Origin of the sequence: Amycolatopsis acidicola (genome assembly GCF_007713735.2) — a bacterium.
Taxonomy (GTDB): domain Bacteria; phylum Actinomycetota; class Actinomycetes; order Mycobacteriales; family Pseudonocardiaceae; genus Amycolatopsis_E; species Amycolatopsis_E acidicola.
Window position 1 is genome coordinate 57,632 of the sequence record NZ_VMNW02000020.1, and the last position, 22,075, is coordinate 79,706.

General features: G+C 68.7%; 20 protein-coding genes. 11 read left to right on the top strand and 9 right to left on the bottom strand.

Features of this window, described 5'->3' with window-relative positions; all coding sequences use genetic code 11:
* The first annotated feature begins 96 nt into the window (after positions 1-96).
* The 5 genes from FPZ12_RS16365 to FPZ12_RS16385 are packed head-to-tail and all read left to right on the top strand — an operon-like array spanning position 97 to position 6,277.
* Positions 97-1,347, top strand: a complete 1,251-nt coding sequence (locus FPZ12_RS16365) for an ABC transporter substrate-binding protein (RefSeq protein ID WP_144748073.1) — start codon at positions 97-99, stop codon at positions 1,345-1,347.
* Between the two features lie 34 nt (positions 1,348-1,381).
* Positions 1,382-3,415, top strand: a complete 2,034-nt coding sequence (locus tag FPZ12_RS16370; RefSeq protein WP_166462777.1) for an ABC transporter permease — start codon at positions 1,382-1,384, stop codon at positions 3,413-3,415.
* Entirely contained in the window at positions 3,412-4,164 is a 753-nt protein-coding gene (locus FPZ12_RS16375) for an ABC transporter ATP-binding protein (protein WP_144748075.1), read from the top strand. The genes FPZ12_RS16370 and FPZ12_RS16375 overlap by 4 nt, the downstream gene beginning before the upstream one ends.
* Entirely contained in the window at positions 4,161-4,895 is a 735-nt protein-coding gene (locus FPZ12_RS16380) for an ABC transporter ATP-binding protein (RefSeq protein WP_144748076.1), read from the top strand. The genes FPZ12_RS16375 and FPZ12_RS16380 overlap by 4 nt, the downstream gene beginning before the upstream one ends.
* A 47-nt stretch (positions 4,896-4,942) precedes the next feature.
* Complete coding sequence (locus FPZ12_RS16385) at positions 4,943-6,277, top strand: ROK family protein (protein WP_144748077.1); 1,335 nt, start codon at positions 4,943-4,945, stop codon at positions 6,275-6,277.
* Between the two features lie 13 nt (positions 6,278-6,290).
* Here FPZ12_RS16385 and FPZ12_RS16390 read toward each other — a convergent pair whose 3' ends face one another.
* A complete protein-coding gene (locus tag FPZ12_RS16390) occupies positions 6,291-7,397 on the bottom strand; it encodes a Gfo/Idh/MocA family protein (RefSeq protein WP_150980352.1) in 1,107 nt (368 codons plus the stop codon).
* Between the two features lie 135 nt (positions 7,398-7,532).
* Here FPZ12_RS16390 and FPZ12_RS16395 point away from each other — a divergent pair, with 135 nt between their 5' ends.
* Together FPZ12_RS16395 and FPZ12_RS16400 are read left to right on the top strand one after the other, a co-directional pair.
* Positions 7,533-8,552, top strand: coding sequence for a sugar phosphate isomerase/epimerase family protein (locus FPZ12_RS16395; protein ID WP_144748078.1), 1,020 nt, complete (start codon positions 7,533-7,535; stop codon positions 8,550-8,552).
* Between the two features lie 136 nt (positions 8,553-8,688).
* A complete protein-coding gene (locus FPZ12_RS16400; RefSeq protein WP_144748079.1) occupies positions 8,689-10,386 on the top strand; it encodes an MFS transporter in 1,698 nt (565 codons plus the stop codon).
* Positions 10,387-10,423: 37 nt separating this feature from the next.
* On the opposite strand, the gene FPZ12_RS16405 is transcribed toward FPZ12_RS16400, so the two are convergent.
* Positions 10,424-11,659, bottom strand: a complete 1,236-nt coding sequence (locus FPZ12_RS16405; RefSeq protein ID WP_144748080.1) for an ROK family protein — start codon at positions 11,657-11,659, stop codon at positions 10,424-10,426.
* Positions 11,660-11,727: 68 nt separating this feature from the next.
* On the opposite strand from FPZ12_RS16405, the gene FPZ12_RS16410 reads away from it, so the two are divergent.
* Both FPZ12_RS16410 and FPZ12_RS16415 read left to right on the top strand, forming a co-directional pair.
* Entirely contained in the window at positions 11,728-12,729 is a 1,002-nt protein-coding gene (locus tag FPZ12_RS16410; RefSeq protein WP_144748081.1) for a helix-turn-helix transcriptional regulator, read from the top strand.
* Between the two features lie 67 nt (positions 12,730-12,796).
* A complete protein-coding gene (locus tag FPZ12_RS16415) occupies positions 12,797-13,180 on the top strand; it encodes a nuclear transport factor 2 family protein (RefSeq protein ID WP_166462778.1) in 384 nt (127 codons plus the stop codon).
* 11 nt (positions 13,181-13,191) lie between these two features.
* On the opposite strand, the gene mhpA is transcribed toward FPZ12_RS16415, so the two are convergent.
* On the bottom strand, positions 13,192-14,748 hold the full coding sequence (gene mhpA / locus FPZ12_RS16420; protein ID WP_208025868.1) for a bifunctional 3-(3-hydroxy-phenyl)propionate/3-hydroxycinnamic acid hydroxylase MhpA: 1,557 nt from the start codon (positions 14,746-14,748) through the stop codon (positions 13,192-13,194).
* A 173-nt stretch (positions 14,749-14,921) separates the two neighbouring features.
* On the opposite strand from mhpA, the gene FPZ12_RS16425 reads away from it, so the two are divergent.
* On the top strand, positions 14,922-15,659 hold the full coding sequence (locus FPZ12_RS16425; RefSeq protein WP_144748082.1) for an IclR family transcriptional regulator: 738 nt from the start codon (positions 14,922-14,924) through the stop codon (positions 15,657-15,659).
* Position 15,660: 1 nt separating this feature from the next.
* Here FPZ12_RS16425 and FPZ12_RS16430 read toward each other — a convergent pair whose 3' ends face one another.
* On the bottom strand, positions 15,661-16,356 hold the full coding sequence (locus tag FPZ12_RS16430) for a DAPG hydrolase family protein (RefSeq protein WP_144748083.1): 696 nt from the start codon (positions 16,354-16,356) through the stop codon (positions 15,661-15,663).
* 178 nt (positions 16,357-16,534) lie between these two features.
* On the opposite strand from FPZ12_RS16430, the gene FPZ12_RS16435 reads away from it, so the two are divergent.
* On the top strand, positions 16,535-17,806 hold the full coding sequence (locus FPZ12_RS16435) for an MFS transporter (RefSeq protein WP_208025869.1): 1,272 nt from the start codon (positions 16,535-16,537) through the stop codon (positions 17,804-17,806).
* A gap of 9 nt (positions 17,807-17,815) precedes the next feature.
* Here FPZ12_RS16435 and FPZ12_RS16440 read toward each other — a convergent pair whose 3' ends face one another.
* From FPZ12_RS16440 to FPZ12_RS16455, 5 genes are all read right to left on the bottom strand, one after another.
* Positions 17,816-19,078: an MFS transporter gene (locus tag FPZ12_RS16440; RefSeq protein ID WP_144748084.1), complete on the bottom strand. Its 1,263-nt coding sequence runs from the start codon at positions 19,076-19,078 to the stop codon at positions 17,816-17,818.
* Between the two features lie 78 nt (positions 19,079-19,156).
* Complete coding sequence (locus FPZ12_RS16445; RefSeq protein WP_166462779.1) at positions 19,157-20,284, bottom strand: Gfo/Idh/MocA family protein; 1,128 nt, start codon at positions 20,282-20,284, stop codon at positions 19,157-19,159.
* The gene (locus FPZ12_RS45615) at positions 20,281-20,673 is read right to left on the bottom strand and encodes a C-glycoside deglycosidase beta subunit domain-containing protein (RefSeq protein WP_243769877.1); all 393 of its coding nucleotides are present in this window, start codon (positions 20,671-20,673) and stop codon (positions 20,281-20,283) included. The genes FPZ12_RS16445 and FPZ12_RS45615 overlap by 4 nt, the downstream gene beginning before the upstream one ends.
* Entirely contained in the window at positions 20,673-21,065 is a 393-nt protein-coding gene (locus tag FPZ12_RS16450; protein WP_144748086.1) for a C-glycoside deglycosidase beta subunit domain-containing protein, read from the bottom strand. Before FPZ12_RS16450 ends, FPZ12_RS45615 begins: the two co-directional genes overlap by 1 nt.
* Positions 21,065-22,060, bottom strand: coding sequence for a sugar phosphate isomerase/epimerase family protein (locus tag FPZ12_RS16455; protein WP_144748087.1), 996 nt, complete (start codon positions 22,058-22,060; stop codon positions 21,065-21,067). The genes FPZ12_RS16450 and FPZ12_RS16455 overlap by 1 nt, the downstream gene beginning before the upstream one ends.
* Between the last annotated feature and the right edge of the window lie 15 nt (positions 22,061-22,075).

The window sequence follows — 22,075 nt, forward strand, 5'->3', positions numbered from 1 at the left end:
CTCGCCAAGCCCGCAGGTGGGAGATCCCTGGATCCCGCCGGCCCGCTGACGCGAATCCACCCGGCACCGTGGCGTGCCCGGCACAACGAGGTGAGGATGAACAGTCACAAGATCCCGCTCATCGGAATCATGGTCGCGGCGCTCGCGCTGGCGGGTTGCTCGGAAGCCGCGACCGGCGGCACGACAAGCGCGCCGACCACGACGGTGATCGATGATTCGGTCGGCGCCTCCTTCAGCGGGGGGACCGCGGGCGCGGCCACCGGCGGCAAGACGATCAAGATCGGCCTGATCAACCAGGAAGGCGGGACCGTCTCGGACCCGGAGGTCAGCGCCGCCATCCAAGCGGCCTTCGGCTACCTCAACGAAAAGCAGAGTGGCATCAAGGGCGCTTCGCTGCAGCTCGAGGTCTGCAAGATCGGATCGTCCGAAGAAGAAGCGCAGCAGTGCGCGCAGAAGTTCCTCAACGACCCCGCGATCTCGGTGATCATGCAGGGCGGCCTGAACGTCGGCAGCCAGGCGGTGCACCAGACGATCGACGGCAAGAAGCCGACGCTCGTCACGCTCGCCAACCCCGGTCCGGACGCCACCGCGGCCAACACCTACGCGCTCAACCCGAGCTCCATCGCAGCCCTTCCCGGCACCGCGGCGTTCGCCAAGTCCAAGGGGTACAAGTCGCTCGTGGTCGTCAGCAGCGATAATCCGGGAGACCTGCAGATCGCCCAGATCGGCAAGGAACTGTTCGAGAAGAACGGCATCAAAGCCGACGTCGTCACGTTCCCGGCCGGCAGCACCGATCTCACCGCCACCTTCACCTCGGCGGTGAGCCAGAAACCGGACGCGATCGTGCCGATCGTGGTCACCACCTCCTCGTGCACCGCCGCCGCGACTTCCCTGCAGCAGATCGGCACAACCCTCCCGATCCTCGGCTCGTCGTTGTGTGCGACCGAGGACATCCAGAAGGCCATCGGCGACTATCCGAAGTGGGCGTACGAGTCGTCCACACTCCTGTTGCAGGCCGACGACACCACCGGGCAGGTGGGCTTCTACAAGGGCGTGATGGCGAAGTACGCCCCCGGCACGCAGACCGGTATCGGCGCTCCTGCCGCGTTCGGCGCGGCTTTCACACTGGCGAAGGTGCTGAACCAGATCGGCCCGGACGCGGTCACCCCCGACAGCGTCGCCAAGGGGCTCGCCGCCTACACCGGCGGCGTCCTGCTGGGTACACCGAATGTCCACTTCGGATCGGTTCCCGGCAGCCCCGCCCTCTCCGGGCTGACCGACCGCTTCTACACCTATGCCGGCGATGGCAAGTGGACCGCCGGAGACTGGCAGCAACAGACCCAGTGACGCCCCGGATTGCCCGATCAGTCAGGAAGCTCTCATGGCACAGATCATGCTGTTCATCGTGCTGGGCCTCGGCAGCGGTGCGCTCATCGCCGCGATCGCGCTGAGCCTGGTCCTCACCTACCGCGGGTCCGGGACGATCAACATCTCGGCCGGCGCGATCGCGATGCTGGGCGCCTATGTCTTCTACGGCCTGCGCACCGGTGGTTATCTCCTTTTTCCCGCGCTGCCCGTCGCCGGCGGCCCCGGCCAGGTCGTGCCAGTGGCGACCGCGGTCCTCTACACCCTGGTGGTGTGCGCTCTTTTCGGTGCGCTGTTCCACGTATGCGTGCTCCGGCCTATCCGCACCCAGTCGGCCCTGGCCAAACTGGTCGCGACGGTAGGCGTTTTCCTTGTCGTACAAGCATATGTGGTGCTGGTCTTCGGAACTCAGGGCAAGGCGGCCCCCAGCGCCATCCCCTCGGTCGCCATCAGCATGTTCGGTGGTGTCGTGCCGAGCAACCGCCTCGTCCTGCTCGGCCTCGTCGTCCTGCTCACAGCCGGCCTGGCGGCGCTTTACCGCTACAGCCGGTTCGGCCTGGCGACCCGGGCCGCGCAGGAAAACGAGGCGGAGGCCGCGCTGTCCGGGCTCGCGGCGAACCGGATCGCTTTGCTCAACACGGTTCTCGCGTCCGTCGTGGCAGGCGGGCTCGGCATCTTCGTCGCTCCGCTGACGCAGCTCGATCCCAGCACGATCGCGATGGCGGTGGTTCCTGCTCTGGGCGCGGCATTGCTGGCACGGTTCACGTCGTTCATCGTGGCGGGCGCCGCGGGGATCGGCATGGGGGTGATCAGCTCGCTGGTCACCGCGGCCCAGTCGCAGCCCTGGTTCCCGACCGCGAACGGCCTTCCCGCGCCGGGAATCGTGGAGCTGATCTACTTCCTCGTGATCGCGGCGGCACTCTTGCTGCGCGGGCAAAGCCTGCCGGACCGCGGGACGTTCGTGGAGCCCCGCCTTCCGGCGGCACCCGCGCCGAAACGTGTCCTCCGGCCCGCCCTGCTGGGCAGCGTGATCATCACGATCGCGCTGTTCGTGCTTCCCTACGACTTCCGCCAGGCACTCATCCTGACCCTGATCGGGGCCGTGGCGTGTCTGTCCATGGTCCTGCTCACCGGACTGGTCGGCCAGGCTTCCCTGTTCCAGTACGGTCTCGCCGGCGTCTGCGGGCTCGTACTGTCCAAACTGGCCAGTCAGGCCGGGATCGGCTGGCCCTGGTCCCCACTGGTCGGCATCGCGTGCGCGACCGTCGTCGGGCTGGTCGTCGCCCTGCCGGCGCTGCGGGTGCGCGGAGTCCAGCTGGCGATCCTGACACTGGCCGCGGCCAACGCGCTGATCACGTTCGGTTTCCAGAACCCGGTTTGGGGAGCGCCCGGTTCCGGGTCCCCGGTGCCGGAACCGACGCTGTTCGGTTTCGACATCGGCGCCCGTTCACCGGTCGCGGGGATCGACGGGGCGCTGCCGAGTCCGCTGTTCGGCGTCTGCTGCCTGCTCGTGCTCGTCGCGGTGGCAGTCCTCGTCGCCGCGGTGCGCCGGACCAGCCTCGGCAAGCAGATGCTCGCGGTCCGGTCCAACGAACGGGCCGCCGCGGCGGCCGGGATCTCGCCCAGGCGAACGAAACTGATCGCCTTCGCCCTGTCCTCCGTCGTCATCGCGCTCGCGGGAGTGCTGTACAGCTACAACTTCAACGCCGTGGACTCCACCCGCTTCAGCGTCGCGAACACGCTCACGCTGGTCGCGTTCGCCTATCTCGGCGGGATCACCACAATCCGCGGCGCCCTCATCGGCGGCATGCTCATCACGCAAGGCCTGGCCAGCTACTCGCTCAACCACTTCCTGGGCATCAGCACCACCGTCCAGACCGCCATCGCCGGGCTGATGCTCGTCCTGACCGTGGTCATGAACCCGGACGGGATCGCGCTCGCCGGCAAACCGAAGTGGCCGGGCAAGCTCCGCCGGGCGCTGCGCGGATCTTCGGACGTTTCCGCCGACGGGCTCACCGAGCGCCCGATGGTGCAGGGAGGAGCACGATGAAAGAGATACTCCGGACGGACGGCCTCAGCGTCGACTACGGCGGAAACCGCGCACTGGACGAGGTGTCCCTGTCGATCGGCGAAGGCGAGCTCGTGGGTCTCATCGGCCCGAACGGCGCGGGCAAGACGACCTTCATCGACGCGCTCACCGGATTCACCACCAGCACCGGCCGGGTCGCGCTGCGCGGTGTCGATCTCAGCCGGGAGCGGCCGCACCTGCGAGCACGCAAGGGACTCGCGAGAACGTGGCAGAGCGCCGAGCTCTACGACGAACTCACGGTCCGGGAAAACCTGGAGGTCGGCGCCGTGCGACCCGGTTCGGGAGGTTACTGGCGTGAGCTGTTCACCGGGCGTGGCCGCGGCCACGAACCGGTCAAGCGCGCGCTGGACCTGCTCGAGCTGAACCACCTGGCCGACGACCTGCCGGACTCGCTGACGCAGGGGCAGCGGAAAAGCGTCGACGTGGCCCGCGCGCTGGCCGCGGGCGGCGAGTTGCTGTGCCTGGACGAACCCGCGGCAGGCCTGGACTCCGAAGAGAGCGAGGAGCTCGGCACCCGGCTGCGCTCACTCGTCGACGCCGGATCGTCGATTCTGCTGGTGGACCACGACATGGGGCTGGTGCTCGGTGTCTGCGACCGGATCTACGTCCTCGACCTCGGACGGCTGATCGCGACCGGCACACCGGACGAGATCCGGTCTTCGGAGATCGTCATCGACGCGTATCTCGGTCAGGAAGGAGTACCGGCATGAGCACCGATCCGGTTCTCGAGGTCCGGAACCTCACGGTCGGCTACACATCCGCGCCCGTCGTGCGGAACCTCAGCCTGCGCGTCGGCAGCGGCGAGATCGTCGCCCTGCTCGGCCCGAACGGCGCCGGCAAGACCACGACCTTGCGAGCGACCTCGCGGCTGCTTCCGGCCCACTCCGGGCAGATCCTGTTCCGGGGCGAGACAATCGGACAGCGTTCCGCCCAGCAAGTCGCCCGCGCCGGACTGGTGCACATGTCGGACCGCCGCGGCATCTTCCCCGGGCTGACCGTCGACGAGCACTTCCGGCTACGGCACCGCGGCCAGAAGATCGACCGCGAACTCGCCTACGATCACTTCCCCGCGCTCAGGAAGCTGGCCAGGCGCCGGGCCGCGTTGCTCTCTGGCGGCGAGCAGCAGATGCTCGGGCTCGGGCGCGCGCTGGCCCGCCGTCCGGCCGTCCTGCTGGTGGACGAGCTGAGCCTGGGCCTGGCACCGGTGATCGTCAAGCGGCTCCTGCCGATCCTCAGGCGGGTCGCGACCGAGACCGGAACCGGGGTACTGCTTGTCGAGCAGCACGTGCAGATGGCGCTGGAGACCGCGGACCGGGGCTGCGTGCTCGTGCACGGCGACGTCGTGCTTTCCCAGGATGCCCCGAGCCTGTTGAAGGACCGTAAGCTCATCATGTCGAGTTATCTCGGGGAGAAGGCGCCAGGTGAACACAATGACGCGTGAGCAGGCACCCGGCGCGCCGCTGTCCTGGCGCGGGGAGACTGCGCTGAATGGCTGACCACACCCAGACCCTGTCGCTCATCCTCACCATGATCAGGAGCGGGATGGCGGTGACACGGCCCGAGCTCGTCCGCCAGACCGGTCTCGGCCGCACGATCGTCACGCAGCGGGTCGACGACGCGATGAAGGCCGGAATCCTGGCCGAAGGGGAGCACGCGCCGTCCACCGGCGGCCGCCCCTCGCGCACGTTGTGCATCGCGAAGGGCAAGGCCGTCGTGCTCGCCATGGTGTTCGGCGCGACCAGGGTCCACGCCGCCGTCGTCGACCTCGACGGGACGATTCTCGTGGACCGCCGGAAGATCTGGGACATCGAAACCGGTCCCGAGGAATCACTGGCGACGTTCTTCGGGATCGCGGCGGAGCTGCTCACCCCGGACCTTCGTGGCCGGCTCTGGGGTGTGTGCGTCGGCGTGCCGGGGCCGGTCGACTTCGCCCGCGGAGTCTCCGTCGCGCCGCCGATCATGCGGGGCTGGGACGGTTTCCCGATCAGGGAACGCATCGAAGACCACTTCGGCGTCCCCGCCTGGGTGGACAACGACGTGAACCTCATGACGCTGGGCGCCTGGAGCGCGACCCGGATGTCGGCCGGCGACAACCTGCTGCTGGTCAAGGCCGGCACCGGCATCGGGATGGGGCTGATCTCGCGGGGGCGGCTGCACCGGGGCGCGCGGGGTTCGGCGGGCGACTTCGGCCACACCATCGTCGCCGAGGAGTCCCGGCGCCAGTGCCGATGCGGCAAGTTCGGCTGCCTGGAAGCGTTCGCCGGCGGGTGGGCCCTGACCATCGACGCGCGGAACGCGGCGCTCACCGGTCGCAGCGTCCGGCTGGCCGAACTGCTGGCGGAGACGCCCGCACTCAACGTCGTCGATCTCGCGCTGGCCGCGGCGGACGGCGACCTGGCGGCCGGAGAACTGATCAAGAGGGCGGGCGAGCTCATCGGCGCCCAGCTGGCGAACGTGGTGAGCGTTTTCAACCCCTCCACGGTCTACCTCGCCGGGTCGATGTCACACGCAGGGCCGATCTTCCGCGACACGGTCGCCGAAGCGATCACCCGGCGGTCCCTGCCGCTGGCCACCGACAACCTCGCCATCGCCAACGTCACGCTCGACCACTACGAAGGGGTCATCGGTGCGGCGGCACTCGCCGTCGACGAGCTGCTGCACCCGGTCATGCTCGGCCAGTGGCTGCCGCTCGGCGCCCCCCACGGCGTGAAAGCCCGCAAGGACGAGTTCACCGAGCCGTTCGACCTCGACGTGCACATGGACTTCCTGGCCGCGGCCCCCGCCAGTTCGGCTTCGTTCCCGCCGGCGTCCCGGACCGCGTGACGCGGCCGGGCGCTCAGGCCGACTGCGCGACCCGCCCGCCGATTTCGACCCACTCGCCGCCCTTCGCCGAGGTGACGACGGCGTCGGTGATTTCGGCGGCGCGCACCCCGTCGGAGAAGGTCGGCAAACCTTCCACGGGCTCGCCCGTGATGGCCGCGTAGGTATCCGCGACGAAATCGGCGAAACACTCGTAGTAGCCCTGGGGGTGCCCGGCGGGCAGCGAAGCGGACCGGCCCGTCGGTGCACCCGCACGGGCGGGATCGCGCATCACGATCTGGTTCGTGTCCCGGCCGCCGATCCACAACGACTCGGGGTTCTCCTGGCAGAAGGCATAACTGGCATCGGGCCCGTCGAAGGAGAAAGACAGGGCGTTCTTGCGGCCCGCCGATGCCTGGCTGACCACGACCGAGCCGAGCGCACCGGCGTCGGTCTCGAACATCACGACCGCGCCGTCCTCGGTCTGCACCGGACGTACGTCACCGTCGAGCGGCCGGGCCTGGACGGCGCGGGCGAAGGAGGCCTGCACGCGGGTGATCCGCTGGCCGGTGACGAACTCCGCGAGATCGCACCAGTGCACGCCGATGTCACCGAAAGCCCGCGTGGCGCCGCCACGTCGCGGATCGACACGCCAGTTGGTCGCTTCCGGGGCGGCGAGCCAGTCCTGCAGGTAGCTGCCGTGGATGAGCCACGGCGGCCGGTGCCCAGGAGCACGCAGCCGCCCGCGCGCCTCCCGCACGGACGCGTAGTACCGGTAGATGAACGGCACCGTGGCGATCAGCCCCCGTTCCGCGGCCAGTTCCGTGAGCTCCCGCGCCACGAGCCGGTCGGTCGCCAGCGGCTTCTCGCAGACCACCGGCACGCCGGACGCCAGCGCCTGCCGGCAGAGCTCCGCGTGCGTCGCGTTCGGCGTGCACACATGCACGACATCCACGCCGTGCCGCAACAGCGCCTCGACCGAGTCGAAACCCGCGCCGGCACCGAAGTCGTCGGCGGCGCGACGACCCTTGGCGGGAGACGAGCCGACGAACCCGGCCACCTCGGCACCCGCCACGGTCGCCGATCGCGCGTGGACCGCCCCCATGAAGCCCGTCCCGATGATCCCGACGCGAAGCCTGCTCATGAACACCTCAATCCTCTCGAACTCCACCGGACACTAACATAGTTTTTATGCAAAACCTATCGACCAGTCGACCTTTAGGACTCCCAGTTTTGCGTGAAATAAGCTAAACTACCTCGGACAACGAGGAGGTTGCAGATGACGAAGGCCCCAGCCCGCCAGCCGGTCACCCTGTTCACCGGGCAATGGGCGGACCTGCCGTTCGAAGAGGTCGCGCGTCTCGCGAGCGAGTGGGGATACGACGGCCTGGAGATCGCGGCGTCCGGTGACCACCTCGATCTCGTGCGTGCCGAGGAAGAACCCGGATATCTTGACCATCGTATGTCCATTTTGGACAAATATGGCCTGAGGGTCTGGGCCATCTCGCACCACCTCGGCGGGCAAGCGGTATGCGACGACCCGATCGACTTCCGCCACCAGGCCATCCTCCGCCCGTCCGTCTGGGGCGACGGCGATCAGGAGGGCGTCCGGCAGCGCGCTGCTGAGGACATGAAACGATCGGCAAGGGTCGCGCGGCGGATGGGCGCGGGCACCGTGGTCGGCTTCACCGGCTCCAAGATCTGGAAGTACGTCGCGATGTTCCCGCCGGTCCCGGAGTCCGTGATCGACGACGGCTACGAGGACTTCGCCCGGCGCTGGAACCCGATCCTCGACGTCTTCGACAACGAGGGCGTCCGCTTCGCGCACGAAGTGCACCCCTCGGAGATCGCCTACGACCACTGGACGAGCGTCCGCGCCCTCGAGGCGATCGGCCACCGTGCGGCCTTCGGTTTCAACTGGGACCCGTCGCACATGCTCTGGCAGGGAATCGACACCGTCGGGTTCATCAGCGACTTCGCCGACCGGATCTACCACGTCGACTGCAAGGACACCCGGGTTCGCCCGCCGTCCGGACGGGCGGGCATCCTCGGCTCGCACCTGCCGTGGGGTGACCCGAGGCGCGGCTGGGACTTCGTCTCGACCGGTCACGGCGATGTGCCGTGGGAGGACGCTTTCCGCGCGCTCGCCGCGATCGGTTACCGCGGTCCGATCTCGGTGGAGTGGGAGGACGCCGGTATGGACCGGCTGCACGGCGCGGCCGAAGCCGTGCGGCACATCCGGTCCCTGCTGTGGCCGTTGCCCGAAGCAGCCTTCGACTCCGCGTTCAGCAACCAGTGACCCACGGCGTGTGCCTGATCTGGACAGTGCCCGCCAGGCACGGATAGCGCGCCACGAGGGGCTTCCTTAGCTTCGGGGGCCGGACCCTTCGGTCCGGCCCCTTTTCCGGAAACGGATCGCACAGGAGGTTCCTTCGATGGTTGCCAGGGACTCAACGGAGAGCCCCGCCCCGGCCGCGGGCCGCGGGCTGCACCGGGGCACTCTGCTTTCGGCCGCGTTCGGGGTCTGGGTCGTGCAAGTGACCATGGCCATCCCCACCGTGTTCAACGGCCTCTTCCAGGAGGACCTGCACACCACGTCGGCTCAGCTCACCTGGGTTTCGGCGGCCTTCCTGGTGCCAGTCACACTGCTCGAACTGACCTTCGGTGTGCTGGGTGACCTGTTCGGGCGCAAGCGTCTCGTCGTTTACGGCTCGTTGCTGATGGGCCTCGGCCTGCTGATCGCCGTCCTGACACCGGGTCCGGGGACTGCCACCGGCGTGCGGATGACGGTTCTGCTCACCGGCCAGATCGTGTGTGGCATCGGCGCCGCGGCCATCCTGCCGAGCACGCTCGCGATGGTCACGGCCGGCAGCCACACGCCCGGAGACCGCTCGCGGGGCCTCACGGTCTGGTCGGTCGCGCTGGCCACCGGCGGCTTCGTGGCCCCGGTCCTCGGCGGCTGGCTTGCCGGATTCTCGTTCGGCCCGGACGCGAACGCCGGGTGGCGCTGGGGTTTTCTGGTGTGCCTGGCGCTCTCCCTCGCCGTCGCGGCGGTAGCCGGGACGCAAGCCCAGGACTCCTCGGCGGCTCGAGGCCGCTCGCTCGACTGGCCCGGTCAGGTCACGATCGCGATCGCGCTCTTCGCGCTTTTGCTCGCGGTCATCCAAGGCCCGACCAGCGGGTGGGCACATCCTCTCGTCATCACGGGTTTCGTGCTGGCCGCCGCCTTCCTCGCGGCGTTCGTCCTGGTCGAACGCCGCTCTCCCGCTCCACTGCTGCGCCTCGATCTGTTCACTCACCGGCCGTTCGCCATCGCCGCCGTGACGACGTTGCTGGGCATGTTCGCCTACCTCGGGACCGGATACTCGACCAGCATCCGGTTGTCCGCGATCCAAGGCTTCTCACCACTGCGAACCGCAGTGGCCTTCGTCCTCCTCAACGGTGTGGGGCTGGCGCTCTTCCCACTTATCCACCGGGCCCTCGCCTCCTACAACCCACGCCTGGTGCTGGGACTCGGCTTCGGGCTGATCGCGGTCGGCGACATCTGGCTCGGCACCGTCCCCATCAGCTCGATGTCACTGCTCCCGCTGGTCGTACCCCTCTGCCTGGTCGGCTGCGGGTTCGCCTTCTCCGTCAGTTCCGTCACCGCGGTGATGGTCAACACTGTGCCGAGGGAACTCGCCGGCATGGCCAGCGGCACGACGAACATGGTGCGAGACCTCGGTTTCACGCTCGCACCGACCGTGCTCGGAGCGGTCGCGCTCAGCCGCGCCGCCCAGTCCATCACCACCACGGTCGCGAACGATGCCTCCCTGCGCGCCGCGGTCGACACCTTCTACTCAGCGCCGGCACATGCCGCGCCGGCACTTCAGGGAGAGCTCGCGTCTGCTGTCGGCGCGGTGCAATCCGGGCCTCTCGGGGCCAACGCGGTGCCTGCCACGATCCCTGGTCCTGGCGGGCAGGCCATTCCGCTCAATCCCCTCAAAGAAGTCGCCTTCGGCGCACTGGGCCAGGCCTATTCGGTGGCCTACTTCCTCGCTGCCGGTGCCGCGCTGGTGGCCGCGATCCTCGCGCTCGCGGTGCTCCGCGGACGCCGCGGCGACAACCTGATCAGTCAGGCCTCTCTGAGGTGAACGGCGCGACCGCGCCGCGGTGACCGGGATTCGCGTGTCACCGCGGCGCAACCGCCGACCACGTTCCCAGCCGGTCGGGACCGAGCAGCGCGTCGATCGCCGTGCACGCCGCGCCGACGATACCGAAGTGCCCCAGCGGATCCGAGCGCTCGATCCGGATTTCGCGAGTGGCCAGCGGAGTACTGCTCGCGTACACGGTGCGCCGCACGACCGGCAGGATGAAATCGGCCGCGCCCATCACGCGACCGCCCAGCAACACCAGCCCGGGATTCAGCAGGTTCACCACGATCGCCAGGGTGCGGCCCAGCTGTTCGGCCGCGAGCTCCAGCACCTCCACGCTGGCCCGGTCACCCGCGAGAGCTGCCGCGAGCAGGTCTTCGGCCAGCGGCGTGCGACCGCCGAGCCGCTGTCGTAATATCGGCGATTCTCCGTTCTGCGCCAAGGCTTTCGCCGAATGCCCCAGTGCGATACCGCCGGCCACCGTGACCAGGCAGGACGCTTTCCCGCACCAGCAGGGGAAGGCGGACCGGGCACCGACCGGGACATGGGCGATGTCGCCGGCCCCGCCGAGATGCCCGCGGCGCACCTCACCGCCTTGGACGATCCCCGCGCCGATGCCACTGCCCAGCTTGACGAAAACCAGGTCTTCGGTTTTCCGCGCCGCTCCCCGCCGCAGTTCGCCGAGCGCCATCAGATTGGCCTCGTTGTCCACCCAGGTCTCGACACCGTACCGGCCGGCCAGCCGGTCGCCGATCGGATAGTCGTCCCACTCCGGCATCCCCGGCGCCGAGGTCGGCCGGCCGGCCGGGAATCGGACGGGGCCCGGGAAGCCGACGCCGACACCGGCGATCGGCCGCTTCGTGTTGTCCTGGAGAATCCGGTCGATCTCCCGTTCCACACGCCGCAGTGTTGCCTCAGGGCCCTTTTCGATCTGCCACTTCACCGCGCGATGCGCGAAAACGTTCGCTCCCAGATCGGTCAGGGCCACCTCGAACCCGCTCGTGCCGAGATCCACGGCCACCACGGCGGCGGCGCCGGCGTTCAAGGCGAGCTGCACCGGTGCGCGGCCTCCAGTCGAGCGCCCCGTGCCGGCTTCGACGACCAGGCCCAGCTCCACGAGCTCGGCGACACGGTCGGCGATGTTCGAGCGGCTGACGCCGGTGTGTGCCGCCAACTCTGCTCGCGTGGTGCCCGGCATGGCGCGAATCCGGTCCAGCAGGCGCGCCGTGAGGTTTCTCGAAGCGGCAAGGGAGCCTTCGGTCAGCAGCGGCATACAACTTTATACCATTGACTTCTGCTGATTAAAATCATAAGTTGGGTCCCGATCACCGGGAGGTCCCAATGACGTCGGCCGTCCTCCGCCCTGCTCGAGAGGCGGGCACACTCGCGCGGTTCTCGCGCGTCCGGTCCACCGACCCGGACGACTTTCTGGCCGGGGTCAACAGCACCTACGGCATTTCCCAGGTCACCGCCGCCGCGGTGCCGGCGAAGGAGCAGGTGTACGAACTCAGCGCTGTCACCGGTCCCGGGTTCGCGATCGGTTACCTGCGCTCGGGGCTCGACGTGCGCATCACACCCAGGCATTCGCACGGCTGCTACTTCCTCAACCTGGCCCCGGCCGGTGCCGTGCTCTCGCGGGCGGGGCACAAGGCACTGGTCAACAGCCCGTCGCTGGCTGTTGTCATGCCCCCTGGGGTCCCCCAGCGGCTGACCCCGTCAGCGGCGGGCACGCCGTCCATCGGGATCCGCCTGGACCGCGATCTCGTCGACGCGGAACTCGCTCTCCTGCTGGGAACCGGTCCGGACGAACCGTTGCGGTTCGGGTTCGGCCTCGACCTCACGAGCCCGGCGGGCAAGGGCGTCGCGGGGCTGGTGCGGTCACTGCTGACCGACGCCGACCGGGCCGGCGGATTGTTCGACCAGCCCACGATGCGCGCCCAGTACATCCGCACCCTGGTCCAGGCCCTGCTCGTCGCGCACGAGCACAACTACTCCGATTCACTGCGAAGGCAGTCTGCCGAGCCACGCCGCCCTCGCGCCTTGCGCTTGGCGCTGAACTACATCGACGAGCACTTCGCCGAGCCACTCACGCTGGCCGATCTCGCCGGGGCGGCGAGGTGCAGCGCGCGAACCCTCCACGACCAGTTCCAGGCCGGTACCGGCAAGAGCCCCATGGCCTACGTCCAGGAAGTCCGCCTGCAAACAGCACACCGCGAACTGCGCGACGGCCGGCCGGTCTCGGACGTCGCGTACGAGTGCGGCTTCACCCACCTCGGCCGGTTCTCCGCCAGCTACCGCCGCCGCTTCGGCGTCCGCCCGTCCGAAACGGCCCGTTTTCGCTGACCCCGCGGCTGCCTCCTCGCTCACAAAGCTCACTAAAGGTTAGAACCTTTATGATTGAATCAAGGACATGATGAGCGCGGAGGCCCGGCACCACATCGCCAACCTGCTGCACACCTACGTCGAGATCGCGGACAGCAAGGACGTCGAAGCGGCCGTCGACCTGCTCGGCACGGCCCGGATCCGGTTTCCCGCCGACCACAGCGCGGACACCGCGGGGGCGCGCCGGCTTTTCAGTCGCTTGTGGACAGACCCGGCTCCCCACCGGCACGACGTGAGCAACCTGATCGTCCAATCCGGCGGAGACGGAACCTGGACGGCACGCGCCCACTACACACGATGGTTGTTCGGGCCCGCCCCGGAACTCCACACCCTCGGCGAGTACACCCTGGTCGTCGACGAAGAGACATGGCGGGCCCGGTCGCTGACGGTGACCAGAACCTGGACCCGGTGATCTCCCCCATCTCAGAGGTTTCCGTGAACCAGGCCGACGAAGTCGGCGGCAAGGCTTGCCGCCGATGTCTCGCCGCCGGTCGCGAAGACGTGGAAATCCGGGCGCACCAGCACCACGTCGGCACCGAGCTCATCGAGCCAGGCAGCGTAGGTTCCGTCGACATCCTCGACGACAGGGACATCGCCGGGATCCGGACCGGACAGGGCGACAGGACGGACCCGCAGGTCTCGCAGGGCTGAGCGAACGTCCGCCGGCAGACCCGCCAGTGAACGCGAGTTCCGGGCGACGAGCGCGCCGGGCCCGCCGATCGCATCGTCGAAGAATTCCGGGGCGGCGCCGGCCACGCGAACCCGGCCTTGACGGGCGAGCGCGCCACCCCACTGTCCACGATGGACTCCAGGTCCCAGCCCCGGCCGAGGAGGCGCCGGCGGCGGTGATCCCGCGCTCCGCTCGGCGATGAGACCGCGGTCGCGGGCGGCGGCCTCGTCGGCGTCGGTCATGCAGATGACCTGGCCCAGCGTCATGGAGAACCGGACGAAGGCCTCGACGTGGTGGCGGCGTTCGCTGCCGTAGCTGTCCAGGAGTGCCTCCGGCGCCAGCCCGCGCAAGACGGCGTCGAGCTTCCACGCCAGATTCATCACGTCCCGCACCCCGGCACCCAGCCCCTGCCCGGCGAACGGTGGCATGAGATGCGCCGCGTCCCCGGCGAGCAGCACACGGCCGGCTCGCCATCGCTTCGCCCAGCCTGCCTGGAAAGTGTAGACAGCGTGGCGTTCCAGCTCGGCGTTGTCCGGAGTGACCCCGTACGGCTCCAGCAGCTCCCACGCCTTGGCGCTGTCGTTGAGTTCTTCCCTCGTTTCGGCCGGCAGGCGCATAAACTCCCACCGCCGCCGGCCCGGCCCGCCGGGGACCATCGTCGAAGGCCGCCGTACGTCGCACGCCTGGGCGGCCACATGCGGGAAACTCAGCCCGGGCCCGGGTTTGACGTCGACGACGAGCCAGTCGTAGAAGTAGCCCTCGTCGTGCCACTCCAGCCCTGCCCACTCGCGGACTTGACTGTTGGCGCCGTCGGCACCCACCACCCATCGCGCCTCGAGGGACGCCCGACGCGTGTGGACAGTGCACCCTTCTTCATGCGGCGTGAGTCCGACCGCTTCGAATCCACGAAGTACGCGGACGTTCGGGAGCGCCCCGGCCAGTTCGTCGAGACGACGTTCGAGCGTCGGCTGGTGGAAGAAGTACGTGTTGTACCAGCCGGATTCCCCGCGTCCGCTCCAGTCGACCTCGACCAGCGTGTCACCGTCGCCGTTGCGCCACACGTACAGATCGTCATACGGCTCGGTGATCTCCGGGATGGCCGACGGGGCCAGGCCGACCGACTGCAGGATGCGGGCGAAGTCCGAACAGTGCGTCACCGCCCTCGGCAACGGATAGTTCCCCGCGTACCGCTCGACCACCAGAACTTCGTGCCCGCGCTGCCCCAGCTGGATCGCCAGCAGCTTGCCGACCGGCCCGAAACCTACCACCACGACGTCCACCCGCGGCGGCAATGCCTGGGACAGCTCCACTTCGATCCTCCCCGAGGTCCTCTTACGACCTCCGCACGATAGGGGCCGGCACGGTGCGCGGGTGCGCACACCGTCCCGATTTCCGGGACAGCAGATTCGGCGCCGCGGAGCTGCGCCGTGGTTCAATCACCCCGGAACCGGCGAAGTCCACTGCGAAACACGAAGGGGTGCCGATGGCCGATCTCGACCGCGTCACGGTGGTCCTGGACGCGCTCGCCGAGAGCCGCCACGGCCTGACCATCACCGAACTCAGCGCGCGCACCGGTCTCCCCCGCTCGACGGTGCACCGGGTACTCCAGACCCTGGAACGCGTCCTCTACGTGGTGCGTTCTCCGGATCCCGGCCAGGCGGGCTACCAGCTCGGCCCCGGCCTGCTCAAGTTCGGCATGAACACACACCTGCGGCTGCTGGCCGCGAACAGGCCCGATCTGGTCGCGCTGGCCCGCGAGGTCCGGGAGCGGGTCGAACTCGCGATCTTCAGCGGGCGCGAGGTCGTCGTCGTCGACCAGATCGCCTCACCGGCGCGACTTCGTGGCGTCACCCAGGTCGGCCGGAGCTTTTCGTTGCACGCCAGCTGTATCGGCAAGGCCTTACTCGCCCGGCTCCCTGAGCATCGGGTCCGCGAACTCCTGCCACCCCGGCTGGCGCGGTTCACCGAAGCGACTGTGACGGACCGGGCTGTCCTTCTCGCGGAGCTGGATCACGTGCGGGAAAGCGGCATCGCGCTCGACCGCGAAGAGCACGATGCCGGGATCTCCGCCGTCGCCACCTCATTCGTCGGGCCGACCGGCGCGCTGCAGGCTATCGCGGTCGTCATGCCAAGCCAGGTGTTCACCCGCAAGCTGCCGGACGCCGTGCGTGGCCTGCGGAGCCTCAACCCCGCTGTACAGCCGGGCGGGTTCGGTTCCTGACTCACCAGGGCGCGGGCGGCGAAGCGACGTCCCGGTGCTCGGCCACGTACAGGGAAGGCAGGAACCGCGACAGGAAAGTGAATTCGTCGTAGGCGTGCCGCAGCAAGGCCGGCGCCAGCTCGTCGGGCACCTCCCGCTCCACCTCGGCACGCGACAGACCCAGGCCGGGCAGGTCGATCCCGACGAAGAAATGGCTTCGCAGCGCCATTCCCCAAGGTGTGTCTCTGGCGACGTGCATCAGGCGGCCGCCGAGCACACGCCCGTCCTCGGTTCGTTGTGGATCGGGCCGCGCGTCGCCGGTCCGCCCGGCCACCACACCGGACACTGCCCCGGATTCGCGCGCTTTCGCGAGTTGATCGGCATCGAAGAACTCGGTGGGTTCGGTGAACTGGACGATGAGGTCCTGGGCCGGCAGCCCGGAGAACCGTTCACGGATGACGTGTTCGCTCCCGACGTGCGTGTCCTCGGCCAGGATTCCCTGCCAGCGGCTGGAAACGTGGTCGATCGGATGCCACCAGACGTATTTCTGGGTGTCACACCGCCACCGGAACCACCATTCCAGCATCTCGCCGCGGCAACCGTGCATATCGGTCCGCACGGCCACATGCAGGGCACCGCCCGCAATCCGCTCCCAGCCGGTTTCGAGTGGCATGGGCGCGGGGTGGAGCAAGGGGCCGAGATCCGCCGGATCGAGCATGGGCGCCTCCTGGTGTCTCCGCCTTCGTTGGCAGGTCCCCGACCCTACGGACCCCAGCCGGGCTCCCGGACCGTGCTGTCCCGGTTTCCGGGACGGATCTGTTTCAGCGAGGTCCGCGCCGGTTCAGCATGTGACCCCGACGTCTCCCACCGGCGGGAGCCACCCCGAGAGGACACCGATGAAGCTGGCCTCAGCCCATGCCCCCGCGCACCGGCCACTGATCGTCGTGATCTGCATGATCGTGACCGTCATCGAGGGCTACAACCTCATCGTGTACGGCGCCGCCGTCCCGCTGCTGGTCACCGACAGCACCCTCGGCGTGACCAGCCAGCAGACCGGCCTCATCGGCGGCACGGTCTATCTCGGCGCGATGGTGGGCGCCCTGCTCGCGCCCATACTCAGCTCGATGACCAGGGGCAAGACCACACTCGTCCTCGGCATCACGGTTTTCGGGCTCGGCGCGCTCGCTTTCGCGTTGTCGGTCAACGCACCGACACTCGCCGCGTCCCGTCTGGTCAACGGTTTCGGGGTCGGCACCGCGCTGGCCACGGCGATGACCATCGCGCGGGACAACGCACCTGCCGAGCGGGCCGCGCTCGTCGTGACCGTGACCATGGCCGGCGTGCCCCTGGGTGGAGTAGCCGCCTCCCTCATCGCCATCCCGGTGCTGCCCGCGCTGGGCTGGCGGGCCTTGTTCTTCATCGGCGCCGGGCTGAGCCTGCTAGTGCTCTTCGTCGTCGGGCGTACCCCCATCCCGGCCGCCGACGACGGCACCGCCGGCCGGGACTGGACCGGGCGGCGGAAGCTCGCCGCACTGTTCTCCGGTGGGCCCAAGTGGATCGCCCTGCTCGTCGCGACATCGGTCATCCTGTGCATGGTCGCCTGGCAGGGCCTGAACGTCTGGGCGACGCAAGCCATGGTCGACCTCGGGTTCTCGCTCGACGCCGCGTTGGTGTTGACCTTCGCCCTCACTGGAGCGGCGGTCGCGGGCTCGTTCCTCAGTGCCTGGGCCGCCGACCGCCTCGGCAGCGCGTTGGTCGCGATCGCCACCGGGGCATGCACGGTATTGGGGCTCGCCGGGATACTCGTGCTCCCCACCACTTTCGCCGTCGCCGCGATCTGCGTGGCGCTCATGGGCATCGGCGGGCATTCGACCATGAACCTGGTCCACACCACTGCCTCCGGCGCGTTTCCCGTTCCGGCCAGGGCGGCCGCTTTGGGCTGGTCCAACGGCACGTCCTTCATCGGCGCGTTCGCGGGTCCGACACTCGGTGGCGTCGTCATCGCCGCCGGCGGTTCCGGCGCGCTCTTCGGCACATTCGCGGTCGCGGCAGCCCTTTGCCTTGTCTCCGTGGGCGGCCTCTTCCTCGTTCGCCGTCGCCTGCCCGGCCCCGGGACGGCGTCTGTCCCGGTGGACATCGGCCTCTTGGACAGTCCACATCGGACGTGAGCCGGAACTTCAGCGGCGCCCCGCCGGACTCGTCGAAACGCCGATCCGGGCCAGGTGCCCGGAACGCGGCGCCCGGGTCACGAAGGCATACACGACTCCCAGCAACGAGATCGCCGCGAGAATCCCGCCCAGCACCGAGGGCGAGCCGCCGGAGGACGCCGACACCGCGAACTGCCCGATGGCCGCTCCGATAAGAAACTGCGCGACACCACTCCCCGCCGCCGCCGTACCTCCCGCACCAATCGACGCACCGGCGGTCTGTGCGAGGTAGACGAGCGTCGGGAACACGATGGCATTGCCGGCGAGCAACCCGAAGAACCCCGACCAAGCCAGCCAGGAAAGGTTGCTCACCATCCCGGCCAGCGCCACCGACGCGCCGGCGAAGTTGACCAAGGCGCCGAGTCTCAGCGCGGCGACCGTGCTCATCCGCCGGATGAAGTAGGTTCTGTACGCGATCGCGACCAGACTGCCGGACAGCGCGTTGACGGTGACGAGAGTGCCGTAGTTCGCGGCGGCCATGCCGAAGAAGCCCACGGAAATGCTCTCCGAAGCGCCCAGGTACGAGAAGAACACCGCGGAAATCGTGATCGTGATACCGCAGGCCAGCCGGTAGACCGGCATCTTGACCAGCACGCGAGCGGCCGCCCGCGTCGACAGGCGATCATGGTCGGACTCGTCGTGCAGCGATCGCGTTTCCGGGATCGACAGCACGGTCGCCACCACCATCACGAGCCCGAAAGCGGTTACACACCAGAACATCGCACGCCAGTCACCGCCGAGCAGGAGGACGACAGTGCCGATGGCGGGCGCGAGCACCGGCGCCGCGGTGCCGAAAATCGCCAATGAGGCGAACTTGGCCGCGGCTTCGCGCCCGCGATAGACATCGGAGACGACGGCACGGGACAGTGCGGTGGGCGCGCCGCCGAACAGGCCTTGCACCGCTCGCGCGACGAGGAACACCGGCAGAGACGGCGCCAGTGCACAGAACGCCGTCGCCACGACGAAGACGAGACCCCCGCCGATGAGCAGACGGCGGCGGCCGACCCGGTCGCTGAGCGGGCCCCAGACCAGGAAGCCGATCGAGAAGGAGATGAGAAACGTAGTCAGGCTCGCCTGGGCCGCGACGGCCCCTCCCCCCAGGTCGGCGGCGAACGAGGTGAGCCCGGGAAGATAGAGATCTGTCGCGAGCGGAGCCACGACGGCACAAGTGACCAGAGCGAACAACGCCGGGCGCCCGGACGCCCGGCCCCTGGACCCGATCGGTCTCACCATCTTGCTGACACCTCACTGTCGTGACGGATTTCCCACAGACGGAAGGTGCCGGAGGGGCACATCCCCGGATTCGGAACGTCAGCTCGCGGCGCCTGATGACGGCCAGGGCAAAGACACCCGTGTCCCCCGCGCCGAGGATGCCGATGCGGCTTCGAGCACCTCGATGACGTGCAGCGCATCCGCCATCGAGACGGGAGCAGGCCCGTCACGGACGACGAATTCCCGGAACTGTTCGTAGTAGGCGAGCCAGTTCCCCGGAACACGTTCGACATCGACGGCACCGGCTCCTGGCCGGATCAGGCTCGATGTGCCCGGTTCCCGGCCGCGGCGTCCCCATTCCGCGGAACCGGGGAGGACACCGTCACGCAACTGCGTGTCCTGACCATCACGTCCATAGCTGACGTAGGCGCCAAGGGCCCCCTGGACTTCGATGCGGGGAGCAAGGCAGGGCCGCGCCGCACTCGCGATCACCTCACCGACCACACCGGACACGTGCCGCAAGAGGAGCGTGCAATCGTCGTTCACCGTCACCCCTGGCCGCATCCGGCGCACGTCGGCGAAGACGTCCCGCACCGGCCCGAAGAGACAGACCGCCTGGTCGACCAGGTGGCTGCCCAGATCCGCTAGTTTCCCGTCGAGCTGACCGGAACGGGCGCGATCCCGCCAGCCGTCCCCAGGTTCCGGGCGCCAGTCCGCGAAACGCAGCGCATATCTCGTGACGTCTCCCAGCCCGCCGGCCCGGACGAGCGCGCCGGCGGTCAGGAAGTCATCGTCCCAGCGCCGGTTCTGGAACACCGAAACCCGCAAACCCGCCCGCCGCGCGGCATTCCGGACGCGTTCCGCGGCAACCCGGTCCGGGGCAAAGGGTTTCTCGACCGACACATGGGCGCCGATCGCGATCGCCTCGAGCGAGAACGTCTCGTGTGCTTGATCCGGCACGCACACCACCGCGACCTCAGGGGCGAACGCGGCCGCCTCGCCGGCCGTTCGCACGACCGGAAGCCCGTCCGCCCTGGCCCGCTCCTCTGCCCGGCGCGACGTCGCCACCACCACGGCCAGGTCGAAATCCGGAGCGGCCCGCAGCAACGGACAATGGACCCAGGCAGCGCTGTTCCCGTACCCGATGACCGCGACCCGCAGGCGCCGCTGGTCAGTATCATCGCCGGAGCCGCGGACGCGCGGCGGCGTGTCCGGTGACGGACTCACGCGATCACGTGCACACAGCTGAGCGTCAGCACAGTGGGCGCGGGCGCATACGAGATCCTGAACTGCTCGGTGAACGTGATGGCGTGCGCGCCTGGGGCCAGCCCTCCCTCCTTCGCTGCCCACACGCGGGCGACGTCACCGAACTCCCACGCCTCGTCATAAGCCCCGGCGATGTCGGCCAAGGTCCGCGGACGCTGTCCTGGAAGCGCGAAGCGAACATCGTCCGACTCGTACGCGACGCCGTCCACTGTCAGCCGGAAGTCTTCGATCATCGACAGCCTGAGGCGGCGGTAGTAGCCGCATCGCACGCCGAGGGAGAACCCGGTCGCCTTGCCGTCCTCGTGCTCGTTGCGAAGACTGCCGGGCACCACGATGTACCGGTCGAACATCACGCCACCACCTGAACGCCGGCGAGCGTGTACTCGGCGGGCTTCGGGAAGTAGGAGATCCGGATGCGCTCGTACAACTCGATTCCGTGCGCCCCGGGTGCCAGGCCACCGGCCAGGCGGACGTGCAGGGTCGCCGGCTCGCCGAACTCCCAGGCCTGCTCGAACTCCGTCTCGAGCTCGTCGAGGGACCGCGGCGCGCCCTTCCCGACCTCCAGCGTCACGTCCTTTCGGCCGTACGTCACCCCGTCGACGGTGACCCGGAGCTCTTCGAGCATCGCGAGGCGGAAACCCCGGTAGTAACCGGCCCGGACCCGCACTCTGAAACCGACGACTTCCCCCGCATCGAGATCGTTCTCGAGCGAGCCGGGGACCAGGATGTACCGATCGAACATCAGGCTTCCCCTCCCTCGCCGAGGAGAGCGGCCATCATGGCGTGGTGCCGCCGGACCTGCTCGACCGAATCGACCGCGAACGCGTCCTGGATGTGCCGGTTCCCTTCGTACTCACTCGACAGATAGCCGTCGTAGCCCCCTTCGACCAAGGTGGCGATGATCTTGTCGTACGGGATCGAATATTCGTGCTCGTCATCCACCATCTCGTAGAACTTCGCCTGGATGTGATGGATATAGGGCATGTAGTCCAGCATGCCGCGCGGATCCTCGTTGATGTACCGGGTCGCGGCGAAGGCGACGGAAACGGTCGCGGGCGACAAGCCGCGCTCGGCGGCCTCCTGCGGGAGCGAGCTCGGATCGGCCCCGCTGTCGTACACGTCGATGACCTTGGCGACGAAACCGGGATCCGCACCGTCGCGGATGCCGCGCTCCCAGACGACCCTGGGCAGCCGCTCGACGAAGATCCCGAGGTCGGGCATCAGGCCGACGACCTCGCCACCCCATTTCTCCGCGACCGCCATCACGTCCTCCATCCACTGCGAATCGAAGCGATGCGGCGCGTGGATTTCGGTCAGCAGCTTGATGCCTCGTTCGGCGGCGTAACCGGCTGCCTTGTCGACGACTTCGGGCGGGGTGAGGGCGAGGATCCGGATGATGGAGGCGCCGAGCTTCGCCGTGTGGTCGATGTCGAGACGCAGTTCCTCGACCATTTCGCCGACCGGCCGCGGCCGGTCCTTGTAGAGCTTGAGCTCCGCGAACATGTCGTGCGCGGTCGGCGTGAACCCGTAGGTGGCGACCCACTTGTGCCATTGCGCGTAGAACTCGTCGCTCAGGTTCGGGAAGCCCGGCATCATCTGCTCGGCGATGGTCTCGATGCCCAGCGCACCGATCGACACGGCTTTCTGGATGCACTGCTCCAGGCCCAGCTGCCGCAGAAAGTATTCCTCCTGGAAGGAGTAGAGACTCACGCCGCGTTTCACGGAGTGTCCGGTCATGATCTTCGGCTCCTC

Excerpts from the sequence above, each read along its gene's own strand:
- FPZ12_RS16365 (WP_144748073.1), top strand. The coding sequence starts at position 97 with ATGAACAGTCACAAGATCCCGCTCATCGGAATCATGGTCGCGGCGCTC.
- FPZ12_RS16370 (WP_166462777.1), top strand. The coding sequence starts at position 1,382 with ATGGCACAGATCATGCTGTTCATCGTGCTGGGCCTCGGCAGCGGTGCG.
- FPZ12_RS16375 (WP_144748075.1), top strand. The coding sequence starts at position 3,412 with ATGAAAGAGATACTCCGGACGGACGGCCTCAGCGTCGACTACGGCGGA.
- FPZ12_RS16380 (WP_144748076.1), top strand. The coding sequence starts at position 4,161 with ATGAGCACCGATCCGGTTCTCGAGGTCCGGAACCTCACGGTCGGCTAC.
- FPZ12_RS16385 (WP_144748077.1), top strand. The coding sequence starts at position 4,943 with ATGGCTGACCACACCCAGACCCTGTCGCTCATCCTCACCATGATCAGG.
- FPZ12_RS16390 (WP_150980352.1), bottom strand. The coding sequence starts at position 7,397 with ATGAGCAGGCTTCGCGTCGGGATCATCGGGACGGGCTTCATGGGGGCG.
- FPZ12_RS16395 (WP_144748078.1), top strand. The coding sequence starts at position 7,533 with ATGACGAAGGCCCCAGCCCGCCAGCCGGTCACCCTGTTCACCGGGCAA.
- FPZ12_RS16400 (WP_144748079.1), top strand. The coding sequence starts at position 8,689 with ATGGTTGCCAGGGACTCAACGGAGAGCCCCGCCCCGGCCGCGGGCCGC.
- FPZ12_RS16405 (WP_144748080.1), bottom strand. The coding sequence starts at position 11,659 with ATGCCGCTGCTGACCGAAGGCTCCCTTGCCGCTTCGAGAAACCTCACG.
- FPZ12_RS16410 (WP_144748081.1), top strand. The coding sequence starts at position 11,728 with ATGACGTCGGCCGTCCTCCGCCCTGCTCGAGAGGCGGGCACACTCGCG.
- FPZ12_RS16415 (WP_166462778.1), top strand. The coding sequence starts at position 12,797 with ATGATGAGCGCGGAGGCCCGGCACCACATCGCCAACCTGCTGCACACC.
- FPZ12_RS16425 (WP_144748082.1), top strand. The coding sequence starts at position 14,922 with ATGGCCGATCTCGACCGCGTCACGGTGGTCCTGGACGCGCTCGCCGAG.
- FPZ12_RS16430 (WP_144748083.1), bottom strand. The coding sequence starts at position 16,356 with ATGCTCGATCCGGCGGATCTCGGCCCCTTGCTCCACCCCGCGCCCATG.
- FPZ12_RS16435 (WP_208025869.1), top strand. The coding sequence starts at position 16,535 with ATGAAGCTGGCCTCAGCCCATGCCCCCGCGCACCGGCCACTGATCGTC.
- FPZ12_RS16440 (WP_144748084.1), bottom strand. The coding sequence starts at position 19,078 with ATGGTGAGACCGATCGGGTCCAGGGGCCGGGCGTCCGGGCGCCCGGCG.
- FPZ12_RS45615 (WP_243769877.1), bottom strand. The coding sequence starts at position 20,673 with ATGTTCGACCGGTACATCGTGGTGCCCGGCAGTCTTCGCAACGAGCAC.
- FPZ12_RS16450 (WP_144748086.1), bottom strand. The coding sequence starts at position 21,065 with ATGTTCGATCGGTACATCCTGGTCCCCGGCTCGCTCGAGAACGATCTC.
- FPZ12_RS16455 (WP_144748087.1), bottom strand. The coding sequence starts at position 22,060 with ATGACCGGACACTCCGTGAAACGCGGCGTGAGTCTCTACTCCTTCCAG.